This window comes from Xylella fastidiosa, from assembly GCF_011801475.1.
Classification (GTDB): Bacteria; Pseudomonadota; Gammaproteobacteria; order Xanthomonadales; family Xanthomonadaceae; genus Xylella; species Xylella fastidiosa.
On the sequence record NZ_CP044352.1, the window covers coordinates 1,644,026 to 1,655,882 of the forward strand.

Here is an 11,857-nt window from a genome sequence, read left to right on the forward strand (position 1 = left end):
GTCATTCTTGTTTCCAGGTATCTCTCATAATCAATATTTTTTAAGGGTTATTTACAGGAGTAGCAGTCAATGAAAGAAAATCAAATTTACCGCAAATTCTGGAATCTCTCTTTGGGTTCGTGGAGTGTGGCCTCGCATATGACTAATGATGGAGGTTGCAGTGATGTTGTTTTACGTCATTCAGGCGTACGAAACCGTAGCTTGGTGCTGGCAATCGGTCTTGCGCTTACAAGTGTTACTCATGCCCAATCGGTGAAAGGTCCTGCGATGGTCACCGCGAGTAAGGTCATGGTGGCTCATGTGGATAGTCAGGTAAATCGCACCGCTGATCGTATTCCTACAGGCGATGGGTCGGAGTTGATGACACATATGGCGCTAGATTGGAAATTCTTCCCATTTGGCAATAATAGTATTGCAATCGGTTACTTATCTAAGGCTTTTGCGCCGAATGCGATAGCGCTGGGTTACAACAGCTCTGTGACTCAGAGTGCCAACAACGGTGTCGCTCTTGGGAGCAATAGCACCGTATCAGGGGTCAATTCGGTTGCTTTGGGTGCTGGTTCGATAGCTTCAGAGCCTAATGTGGTTTCTGTGGGTGGTGGTGATGGGGTGACTGGTTCTGCGGTGCGGCGCATTGTGAATGTGGGTGATGGTATTGGTAATAACGATGCGGTGAATAAGTCGCAGTTGGATGGTGTGACGGCATCGGTGAATGATGTGGCGGCATCGGTGAAGACGATTGCCTTAACGAATCAAGTCACCGGTAGCAGTGTTGCTAGTGCTAGTGGTAAGGAAAGTACTGCGATAGGTTCTGGTGCGCAGGCGGTGGCTGATAACACTGCTGCTTTTGGAGGACGTGCTATCGCTAACGCTGTTGGTGCCAGTGCGTTAGGTTTTGATAGCCATGCTAAGGGAATCAACAGTACAACTGTGGGGACACAAAGCGTCTCTCTGGGTCAAGGCGGTGTGTCGCTCGGTTACAACAGTTTTGTTGGCGAGGGTTCATTCAACGGTTTGGCGCTTGGGAGTAATAGCCTTGTGTTGTTACAAGGCGTCGACTCGGTTGCTCTGGGTTCTGGTTCGATGGCTTCAGAGCCTAATGTGGTTTCTGTGGGTAGTGGTGATGGCTTGCGTGGTCCAGCGGTGCGGCGCATTGTGAATGTGGATGATGGTATTGGTAATAACGATGCGGTGAATAAGTCGCAGTTGGATGGTGTGACGGCATCGGTGAATGATGTGGCGGCATCGGTGAAAAATATTGCTGGGGCGATTCAAGTCACTGGTAGCGGTGTTGCAAGTGTCAGTGGTCAGGATAGTACTGCGGCCGGTGCCAGTGCGCAGGCTGCCGGTGATAGCAGTGTTGCTTTGGGAGCGCGTTCCCGTGCTAACGCTATTGGTTCCAGTGCCTTGGGTGTGGATGGTCATGCTTTTGGCGCCAACAGCACTGCGTTGGGAGGTCAAAGTACTGCCATCAGTGAGGGTGGTACGTCGTTGGGTTACAACAGTTTTGTTGCCCAGAGTGCGACCAACGGTATCGCTCTTGGGAGCAATGCCATCGTATCAGGGGTCAATTCAGTGGCTTTGGGTGCTGGTTCGATGGCTTCAGAGCTTAATGTGGTTTCTGTGGGTGGTGGTGATGGGGTGACTGGTCCAGCAGTGCGGCGCATTGTGAATGTGGGTGATGGTATTGGTAATAACGATGCGGTGAATAAGTCGCAGTTGGATGGTGTGACGGCATCGGTGAATGATGTGGCGGCATCGGTGAAAAATATTGCTGGGGCGATTCAAGTCACTGGTAGCGGTGTTGCAAGTGTCAGTCGTAAGGACAGTACTGCGGCCGGTGCCAGTGCGCAGGCTGCCGGTGATAGCAGTGTTGCTTTGGGAACGCGTGCCACTGCTAACGCTATTGGTTCCATTGTGTTGGGTGTGGACAGTCGTGCCAGAGGGGTCAACAGTACGGCACTTGGGCGTCAGAGCAATGCGATCGGTGATGGCAGTGTGTCTCTGGGGTTCAATAGTTTTGTTCGTCAGAGTGGTGAGCATGGTGTTGCGTTGGGTGCTGATGCCGGTGTTTCTGGAAAAAATTCCATCGCGCTGGGTTATGGTTCGCGTACTTATGAAGCTGATGTGTTGTCAATTGGTAGTGGTAACGGCCGCGGTGCTCCGGCGACACGCCGTATTGTTAATGTCAGTTCCGGCAATCTATCGCAGGTGAGCACTGATGCGGTGAATGGTGGGCAGCTCTTCCAGACCCTAAGTAGCATGGCCAGTATTTTAGGTGGTGGTGCGGCGGTAGGGGCACAAGGCGTGTTGGTTGCGCCGGTGTATCAAATACAGGGCAGTAGTTACGGCAGTGTGGGTGCAGCGCTCAAGGCGCTGGATGGTAAGGTCACTGATATTGATCATCGCGTTAACGTGAATAGCAATCTTGCGGCGGGGGCTGCTGCGTCTACTCTCAGTGCTTCCAAGCCGGGGGCAACGTCCAGTACGGAGGTTGTGGGAGTTGCCAAGCTTGTTTCCGGTGCGGCGTTGTCTGATTCGAGTGTTGCTGCCAATGCGCAGGTGTTGTCCAAAGAAAATGGTGTCAGCATTTCGGCGACGGGGAGTAGCGCTCAGAGTAGGGATGAGGTGCAGACGAGTTCGGTGGGTACGGATTCGTTAGGTAGCTCGCTCAATGCACGGCAGGCGACGATGGCCGTAGGCGCCTTGGTAACCCAGGGAGTGAGTAAAACGCAATTGGATAACAGTATGGCGGCGGCCAATAGCTACACAGATGCACGGTTCTCGGCGTTGAACGATAGTTTCGAGAGTTTGCGTAGTGATGTGAATGGACAGATGCGTCGGCAGGATCGCCGGATCAGTCGCCAAGGAGCGATGGGTGCGGCCATGTTGAACATGGCGACCAGCGCTGCTGGAATCCATACCCAAAATAGGGTTGGTGCTGGTGTTGGCTTCCAGAATGGTCAGGCAGCACTTTCTCTGGGTTATCAGCGTGCGATCAGTGATAGGAGCACGGTCACTATCGGTGGTGCGTTCAGTAGTAGTGATAGTTCGGTAGGCATTGGCGCGGGTTTTGGCTGGTAATGTGTATGCGCGGGCAGCCGTTGTGCTGCCCGCGTTTTTTCTGTTTTGTTCATTATGTTTTACGCGTCCACTCGGCGATTGGGACTGCAATTTCATTCACGCAATCTTCGTGTTTTGGGGGAGTGAACGAGGTTGTCTGTTTTCTGCCTTCAGGTGCGAGTCGGTTGGTGATGAAAGTGTGTGGCTTAATAAGGGGAATTTATTGAAGAGATGAGTAGGTCGTTTTTTTATGGTGTCCGAATGTGGAAAATAGGAATAACGACAATACGTTGTTGTGCGTTGTTGGCGGAAGTATGAATGTAAGTATGGAAGCATCCATCGTTGAGTCGTTGTTGCAGCGTCGTTGCTTGAAAGAAAGTGATCTGTATCGTGCGCGTCAGTTGCAGGCCGAATCCGGTGTTGGGTTGTTACCTTTGTTGGGCCGTCTTGGTTTGGTTTCTGAGCGCGATCACGCTGAAGTATGTGCGGAGGTGATGGGGCTGTTGTTGATACAGGTGCGTGAATTGCCGGATACGCCGCCAGAATTCTCGGCGGAGGTGCATGGGTTGTCCATTCGCTTTCTCAAACAGTTCCATGTATGCCCGCTTGCTGAGCATGATGGTGTGTTGCAGTTGTGTGTTGCAGATCCATTTGATGTGTACGCCATTGAGGCGTTGCGCCTTGCCACAGGTGCAGTATTGCAATTGTGTATCGGTTTGCGTTCCGAAATTGATGACTTGGTCGAGCGCTGGTATGGCCAAGGCCGCAGCGTCATGGGCATGATCGTGGAGGCGACCGATGGTGATGCGGCGCCCACAGATGACATTGAGGCTTTGCGTGATCTGGCGTCTGAAGCGCCTGTGATCCGGCTGGTGAACTTGGTGATTCAGCGTGCGGTTGAATTACGCGCCTCTGATATCCATATCGAACCATTCGAGAATCGGTTGAAGGTACGTTATCGCGTCGATGGCGTGTTGATTGATGCGGAGAGTCCGCCATCTAAATTGGCTGCTGCTGTGGTTTCACGTGTCAAGATTATGGCCAAACTTAATATTGCTGAACGCCGCTTGCCCCAGGATGGGCGAATCATGTTGCGTGTTCAGGGTAAAGAGCTGGATCTGCGGGTGAGTGTTGTGCCGACTTCACATGGTGAAAGCGTCGTGATGCGCCTGCTTGACCGGGAGACGGTGGTATTCGATTTTCAGAAGCTTGGTTTTACCGATGAGTTATTAAACAGGTTCTCCCGTGTGTTGGAGATGCCTCATGGCATTTTACTGGTCACGGGTCCGACGGGATCTGGAAAGACCACCACGCTGTATACGGTGTTAAATCGTCTCAATACTACCGGTGTCAAGATTATTACGGTGGAAGATCCGGTTGAGTATCAGATTGAAGGCATCAATCAGATCCAGGCGAAGCCGCAGATCGGGCTGGATTTTGCCAGCGCACTACGCAGCATTGTGCGTCAGGATCCGGACATCATCATGATTGGTGAAATGCGGGATCTGGAAACTGCGCGCATTGCTATCCAGTCGGCGCTGACAGGTCATTTGGTGCTGTCTACTTTGCATACCAATAGTGCTGCCGGTGGGCTGACCCGATTACTGGATATGGGTGTGGAGGATTATTTGTTGACCTCCACAATCAATGGTGTTTTGGCGCAGCGTTTGGTGCGTCGCTTGGAGCCTATGCATGCTGAGCGTTATCTTGCTTCGCCAGAGCAGATCGCGCGTTTTGATTTGCGCCGTTTACAGCCAGAGGGTGATATTTATTTGTACCGTCCGCGCGCTTCAGCGCTTGCGCCCACTGGGTATCTGGGCCGTACGGCGATCGTCGAATTTCTGATTATGGATGATGCGCTGCGCCGCGCGGTGATCAGCCGTACCGGCATAGGGGAGTTGGAGCAGATCGCACGTCAAGCAGGGATGCGTACTATGTACGAGGACGGTCTCATCAAGGCATTGGCTGGTGAGACCACGATTGAAGAGGTCTTGCGTGTGACGGAGGAAGGCTGAAGGTGTGGTTGCCAATGGACGTTGAGGGATAACACATGCCGGTGTATCGCTATAAGGCGTTGGATGTGCGCGGTGACTTACTGGAAGGCCAGATGGAAGCAGCCAGTGAAGCCGAGGTTGCCGCGCGGCTGCAAGAGCAGGGACATGTGCCTGTTGAGGCGAGTTTGTCCAACGGCGATGCGATCAGACCGTCATTGCGAAATTTTCTGGGTGAGAAGCCGTTTTCTGGTCTCGGCTTGATTCATTTCACTCAACAATTGGCGGCGTTGCTCGGCGCCGGTCAACCTTTGGATCGTGCGCTTTCCATCTTGACGGATCTTCCGGATAACGAGAAGAGCCGCCGTATTATTGGTGACGTTTGCGACATTGTTCGTGGCGGTACTCCGTTGTCTATTGCCTTGGAACGTCAGCATGGTGTGTTTTCGAGGTTGTATGTGACGATGGCACGTGCTGGTGAGAGTGGCGGCAATATGCCTGAGACGCTGCAGCGGCTGGCTGATTATCTGGAGCGTAACCAGGTGGTGCGTGCCAAGGTGATTAATGCGCTGATTTACCCGGTGATCCTGATTTTTGTGGTTGGCGGTGCGCTTGCCTTTTTGCTTGGTTATGTTGTTCCGCAATTTGGCGCGATGTATGAGAGTTTGGATGTGGCGTTGCCGTGGTTTACCCAGGGCGTGCTGGCATTGGGTCACTTCATCGGTGACTGGTGGTTTTTACTATTAGCGGTGATTTGCATCGGTATGATTTTTGTTGAGCGTAAGCGGCGGGATGTTGCATTCCGTGCGCGGTTCGATACGTGGTTACTGCGTCAACGTCTGTTGGGTACGCTGATTGTTAAGTTGGAGACTGCCCGGTTGGCACGTACATTGGGTACCTTGCTGCGCAACGGTGTGCCGTTGTTAAGCGCGTTGAGGATTTCCCGTAATGTGTTGTCCAATGCAGCGTTGGTGGATGATCTTGGTAGCGTTGCCGAAGATGTGAAAAATGGTCTGGGATTGGCAGGAGCGTTGGGGCGTGGTAAGCGTTTCCCCCGCTTGGCGGTGCAGATGATTCAGGTTGGTGAGGAGTCCGGTACATTGGATACGATGCTGCTCAAGGCGGCTAGCTCTTTCGAGCAGGAGACCACGGTGATGATTGATCGCTTGCTTGCTGCGCTGGTGCCAGCGATCACGCTGGTGATGGCGATGATTATCGCTGTGGTGATTCTGTCGGTCTTGGTGCCGTTGTATGACCTGACCAATTCGATTGGCTGATCAACGCTGTTTCTTAATGATCGCCTGCTCGTTGTGCTGGCGCTAGCCACCGTGCTGGTGATGGCGATTATCATCAATGACGTTGATTGTGTTGGTTCTGGCATTGTTGTACGGCTTGACCAATTTGATTGGCTGATTAACAGCGTTTTTAAAATGAATATGGGTGCGTTCTGCATTTGTTTTTCCCTACTTTATATTGAGGCCTGAGGTCGTAGCGATGGTAAACCGACGTTCTATTACATGTAGTCCAGCGCAGATGCGTCAGGCTGGTATGAGTCTGCTGGAGATCATTATTGTCATTGTGCTGATTGGTGGTGTGATCGCGTTTGTTGGCAGTCGTGTTCTTGGTGGTGCTGATCGTGGCAAGGCGAATTTGGTCAAGTCGCAGATTCAAACGTTGGCGGGAAAAATTGAGAACTATCAGCTGGACACGGGTAAGTTGCCAGGATCGTTGAACGATTTAGTGAATCCGCCTGGTGGTGTGAGTAATTGGCTTGGTCCCTATGCCAAAGCCGCTGAATTGAACGACCCTTGGGGACATCCGATTCAGTACCGTGTCCCCGGTGAGGGACGACCATTTGATCTGATGAGTTTGGGCAAGGATGGTAAGCCTGGAGGGTCTAGTTACGATGCCGATATCAAGTACGAATAAGCAGCATGTTGCCTTGTTCTGCTCCGTTCCGTTTTCAGACCTCTTCAGGTGCGCCGGTAGATGCACAGGGCGTTTCGTTGTTGGAAATGTTACTTGTGATTGCTTTGATCGCCTTGATCAGCTTGCTTGGCGTTGCGGTGTTGTCTGGTGGTATGGATGGTGTCCAGCTGCGCAACAGCGGTAAGCAGCTTGCTGCGGAGTTGCGTTACACACGTACTGTGGCGTTGGCGACGGGGACTGCACAGCGTTTTATGATCGATCCGCAACGACGCCGATGGCAGGGACCCAATGGTCATCAGGGCAAATTGCCTGGTGCATTGCAGATTCGTTTCAGTGGTGCGCAGCAGTTGCAGACGTCTTCGGGTGAGGGGGTGATTCAGTTCTTCGACGATGGAGCTTCAAGTGGTGGACGTATCGATCTGGAAATGAAGCGTGCCTATTGGCGTATTGATGTGGGTTGGATCACCGGTGAGGTGCGTTCCGGACCGTTGCGGACATCTGCATCATTATGAAGTGTCAGCGTGGTTACAGTTTGCTGGAAGTCATTGTGGCGTTTGCCATTTTGGCGTTGGCGCTGAGTTTGCTGCTCGGTACCCTGACAGGTGGAACCCGTCAGGTGCGTCGGGCCGATTTGGCCTCGCAGGCCACGTTGTACGCGCAGTCGTTTCTTGCCCAACAAGGCGTCGCTATGCCGTTGCATGTGCAGCATCAGCAGGGCCAGTTTGAGAACGGTCGTTTTCGTTGGATGTTGGAGACGCGACCCTATGAGAATTCACCAGGCTCACCTGACGGTGCTCAATTGCTGGAGTTGATTCTGTCAGTGCGCTGGGGCGATGAGCCTGATCAATCGTTGCAGTGGCGGACATTGCGCTTTGTGCGTCTGCAACCGCCTGGTGACGGACTATGAGACGGATGGCCGGTTTCACCTTGATGGAGGTGCTTTTGGCAACCGTGCTACTGGCCAGTGGTCTTACGCTGGCTTTTGTGACGTTGCACTCTGCCAGCATAGTGAGTCGACGCAGTGAGGCGCTGGCTTCCCGCAATGAGCGCATGAGAGCAGTGGAGTTATTTTTGCGTCGGCGTTTGATGGGCGCGTTACCGCTGATGATGGGGGAGGATAGGGAGCGGCACATGCCGTTGTTGTTTGTCGGGGAGCCGCAGCGGATGCGTTTTGTCGCTGATGTGCCGGATTATCTCGGTCGTGGTGGTCCTTATGTACACGATATCAGTGTGGTTCAGAGTGGCGTACAGCACCAGCTGCGTATTGCACTGACCATGTTGCAATCTGATGAGACTGTTAAAGATGGGCTGTCGGTACCATCGGAACTCCTTGCTGATGGCTTGCATGAAGTGCATTTCAGCTACCGTGGTTGGGATCAATCACGTCATCAACTTGGTCCTTGGGTGGCTACTTGGCCGTCTTCGGATCAATTACCAGTGTCAGTAGCTGTGCAGATCAAGGATGACATTGCACCGTGGCCGACACTGGTCGTGGTGCTTCTGCAGTCCAACTCCGATGGAGGGGACTAGTGAGGCGCGCGCGTGGAGCTGCATTGATCGTAGTGTTATGGCTGGTCATGCTGTTGGCGGCCATGATTGGTGCGTTTGCTCTCTCGGCTCGGGTCGAGCACCTTCAGGGGGCGGTTCTAGTCAGTAGTGCCCAAGCTCAGGAGGTCGCACGTGCTGGGTTGGAATATGCGGTGTCTCGGCTTCAGGACAGCGATTCGGTTCAGGTGCGTTGGATCCCCGATGGCCGCCCCTACTCTTGGCATTACGCAGATGCCACGCTGGAGATGCGGATGATTGATGAGAGCGGTAAGGTTGATTTGAACGTTGCAGATCTGCAACTGCTGACCGCTTTGATTCAGGCATTGGGTGTCGACGTTGCGCGTGCTGCGCGTCTGGCTGGAGCGATCATTGATTGGCGTGATACCGATCATTTGGTGTCTCCTGGTGGCGCCGAAGATTCAGATTACGCCGCAGCTGGTTTGCCCTATGGTGCGAAGGACAATCCTTTCCAGAGCATCGCTGAGTTGCGTTTGGTGTTAGGAATGGATACGGATCTGTATCGACTGATGCTGCCTAACATCACTATTTACAGTGGGAATTTGCAGCCGGAAGTAAGTTATGCGCCGGTCCCTGTGTTGACTGCATTGGGGCAGAATGTTGCGGCGGTTCTGGCCAAGCGTCAGCAGTTGTCTCCGTCAGATGTGAGCAAACAGATGGGCAGTGGCACTTACAGTATTGAGAGCAAGGTACGGCTGGCTCAGGGGCGCGAAGCCGTGTTGCGCGCGGTCGTCCGCATGGGAGGGGGGCGTATCCCAGGAGCGACTTACACCATTTTGCATTGGGAAGAGGGTATCGCATGGCAATGAGTAAATGGTGGGAGAGTTTGAGGTGGTTCGGTGTGAGTATTGCCCCCGGTGTGGGTGGATTCTGGCACTGGTGGTGGCAGTCGCTGTTGGCTTGGTTACCTATGCGCTGCCGTGTGCAGATGGGGCTGCTCTCAGAGCGTCTCTTGCTCTCTGTACAGGCTGATGGTTTGCATTTGGTGCGTCAGTGCGGTGATGTTTTAGAACCGCTGGTACAGCTGCCGTGGCCTATCACACCTCAGGAACTGAGTGGGATGTTGTTGCCGAAGTTGCAGATATTACCGCGGCACTGGCTGCTACCTGCCACGAGTGCGTTATGTCGGCCGTTGCGTTTGCCTGCTGGGGCGTCACAGCGTCTGCATGATGTCGTGCGCTTTGAAATTGATCGTCAAACGCCTTTCCAGGTCGAACAGGTTTATTACGATGTGCGTCTATTAAAAAGACATGGTGATGATGCTCAATTGGAAACGGAGTTGGTCGTGGTGCCGCGGCGTTTGGTTGACGGTCCCGACGGTGTTCCTAAGGAATGGGCCACCACTCTGGCGGGCATTGATGTGGCTGATATGCAGGGCCAACCGTTGAATGTGAATCTGTTGCCGCCCGTGCAGCGGTGGCGGTGCAGTGATCCGATGCGACGTTGGAATCTGGCTCTAGCTGCGGTCGCGCTTTTGTTGGTGGCCACTGCCGGAGCGCTGTTGTTGAATAATCGCATCCGTGTGGCTGAGCAGCTGCGCCTGCAAGTGCAGGCGCAGGCCAGCAGTGCACGCCGCGTTGCGGCTGAACGTCAACGCTTGGTCACGCTGATTGAAGGCGTTCGTTTCCTTGATGAGCGCCGCACTCTGCGCCCGAAAGTCATCGAAGTTTGGGAGGAGCTGAGCCGACGCTTGCCGAACGGCACCTATTTGGAAAAATTTGCGATTGAGGATGGACAATTGCATTTGATGGGCATGAGTAATGATGCATCCTCGTTGGTGCGTCTTCTGGAAGGTTCCAAGTTATGGCGTACGCCGTCATTAAGCAGCGTGCTACAGAGTAATGTGGGAAGCAGTGTGAACCGTTTCGTCATCACTGCCGAATTGGTTGGAGTGGTTCCGATGAAGGAGGCTGCTGATGGCAAGGCACAACGTTAACTCTGATCGTTGGTTGGCACTTGGTTTGTTGTTTATAAAGTTGTCTGTGCTCTACCTGTTGCTGGTTCATCCTTGGTTTACTCGGCCGATGTTGAGCGTACAGCAACAGATCCAGGTGTTGCGTGATCGAGAATTGAGGATCAAGTCGCAGTTGCAACAGGGGGCGAATTTGGCTGAGCAATTGCGCCGTATTCAGGTGTTATTGCGGTCTCGTCCGGGATTCTTGCCCGAGTCTTCGGTTGAGCTTGCATCGGCTGGCTTGGTAAAGCGATTGGAGGGGGTCGTGAACGATGCCAGCCCTGGTAACCGCAGTTGCGCCATTATCAACCGCTCGCCACTGCAGCCAGATATGCATGATCGTTTTGTGCGCGTGGCGGTCCAGGTCCGTTTGCGCTGCGGCACACCGGAGCTGGCATTGGTGTTGTATAACTTGGAAAGTGGTAGCCCGCGGTTGTTCGTGAACAATCTTAATGTAATGGCGCAGCGCTATCCTCTTTCGCCTAATGAGAGTGGTCATGGTCTTGATGTGGCTTTTGAATTGGCTGGCTTTTTAAGCCCCGGGGTGATCATGTGCCCTCTTCCTTGCCGCAAAGGAGTAGCAATGCGAATTGATGCCTTTTCGGTATGGACCTGGTTGTTTGCCACGGTTGCAGGCTGGGCTGCTTTGGTTTGTATGTTGGCGTTGGCAGGCATGGGAAGAAGCGTTCAACTGCTTCGTGATGATTCGCAATTAATCCGGCAGAAGTTGCCATCATTGCCTGCTTCAGCAGCCGAGCATTTTGGCCCATTTACCCGTTATGGTGAGATTGCTGCGCGTCCAGTGTTTTCCGAGGATCGCAAACCACATCCGTTCCTGTTGGTGTCAGGCGAAAATACGAGTGTTGAAAGCGATGTACGTTTGACCGGGGTGCTGATCACACCTAAATTTAAAATGGCAACCTTGACCAACGAGCAAAACCAGTCGCTACGGATCCGTTTGGGTGGAGATGCAGTCAATGGGTGGCGCCTGATTAGTTTACAGCCACGCAGCGCTACGATTGAAGGTGCTGGTGGTACTCGCACTCTGGAATTACAGCCCTTTAATGGTCAGGCCAATAAAAATGCGAACAATCCTTCTGAAAATAACGTGCCAACGATGGTTGAGCATCCTGTTGCCTCACCCTCATCGGAGGCTGCCTCGGCTGCTTTAGTAAAGCCTAGTACATCTGCTGTTTCGCAAAGTGGCAGGGTTCCTGGGGGACAGCAACCGGCTGCGGTGACAGGACCGCAAGCTCCTGAAAAGCCCATTGATGCACAGATACGTGCTATCCGTGAGCGCATTGAAGCCCGTCGGCGTCAACTTCAGCAACAACAAGAGCAACAAAAGTAACAG

General features: G+C 53.2%; 10 protein-coding genes and 1 pseudogene. All 11 read left to right on the top strand.

Translation table 11 applies throughout. The annotated features are described in order from the left end of the window. Positions 1-69: 69 nt before the first annotated feature. Positions 70-3,084, top strand: a complete 3,015-nt coding sequence (locus tag F7G16_RS07375; protein ID WP_004088963.1) for a YadA-like family protein — start codon at positions 70-72, stop codon at positions 3,082-3,084. Positions 3,085-3,377: 293 nt separating this feature from the next. Next, positions 3,378-5,078 (top strand): type II secretion system ATPase GspE, encoded by a 1,701-nt coding sequence (gene gspE / locus F7G16_RS07380; protein WP_012382531.1) that lies wholly within the window; start codon positions 3,378-3,380, stop codon positions 5,076-5,078. A gap of 35 nt (positions 5,079-5,113) precedes the next feature. Then, complete coding sequence (xpsF, locus tag F7G16_RS07385) at positions 5,114-6,331, top strand: type II secretion system protein XpsF (RefSeq protein WP_004088957.1); 1,218 nt, start codon at positions 5,114-5,116, stop codon at positions 6,329-6,331. Positions 6,332-6,548: 217 nt separating this feature from the next. After that, positions 6,549-6,983 (top strand): type II secretion system major pseudopilin GspG, encoded by a 435-nt coding sequence (gene gspG, locus F7G16_RS07395; protein ID WP_004088955.1) that lies wholly within the window; start codon positions 6,549-6,551, stop codon positions 6,981-6,983. Positions 6,984-6,988: 5 nt separating this feature from the next. Next, entirely contained in the window at positions 6,989-7,495 is a 507-nt protein-coding gene (gene xpsH / locus F7G16_RS07400) for a type II secretion system protein XpsH (protein ID WP_004083685.1), read from the top strand. Continuing rightward, positions 7,492-7,890 carry a type II secretion system protein XpsI gene (gene xpsI, locus F7G16_RS07405; RefSeq protein ID WP_004088953.1) on the top strand — a complete coding sequence of 133 codons (399 nt, stop codon included), beginning with the start codon at positions 7,492-7,494 and terminating at the stop codon, positions 7,888-7,890. The genes xpsH and xpsI overlap by 4 nt, the downstream gene beginning before the upstream one ends. Next, positions 7,887-8,513: a type II secretion system protein J gene (locus F7G16_RS07410; protein WP_011097763.1), complete on the top strand. Its 627-nt coding sequence runs from the start codon at positions 7,887-7,889 to the stop codon at positions 8,511-8,513. Before xpsI ends, F7G16_RS07410 begins: the two co-directional genes overlap by 4 nt. Further along, a complete protein-coding gene (locus F7G16_RS07415; protein ID WP_011097764.1) occupies positions 8,513-9,358 on the top strand; it encodes a type II secretion system minor pseudopilin in 846 nt (281 codons plus the stop codon). The genes F7G16_RS07410 and F7G16_RS07415 overlap by 1 nt, the downstream gene beginning before the upstream one ends. Beyond that, positions 9,355-10,485 carry a PilN domain-containing protein gene (locus F7G16_RS07420; protein ID WP_038231887.1) on the top strand — a complete coding sequence of 377 codons (1,131 nt, stop codon included), beginning with the start codon at positions 9,355-9,357 and terminating at the stop codon, positions 10,483-10,485. Before F7G16_RS07415 ends, F7G16_RS07420 begins: the two co-directional genes overlap by 4 nt. Continuing rightward, a pseudogene (gene gspM, locus F7G16_RS12215) lies at positions 10,466-11,065 on the top strand (type II secretion system protein GspM); the annotation flags it as partial. The gene F7G16_RS07420 and the pseudogene gspM, both read left to right, overlap by 20 nt. Before the next feature lie 21 nt (positions 11,066-11,086). Next, complete coding sequence (locus F7G16_RS12220) at positions 11,087-11,854, top strand: hypothetical protein (protein WP_004088945.1); 768 nt, start codon at positions 11,087-11,089, stop codon at positions 11,852-11,854. Positions 11,855-11,857: the final 3 nt, after the last annotated feature.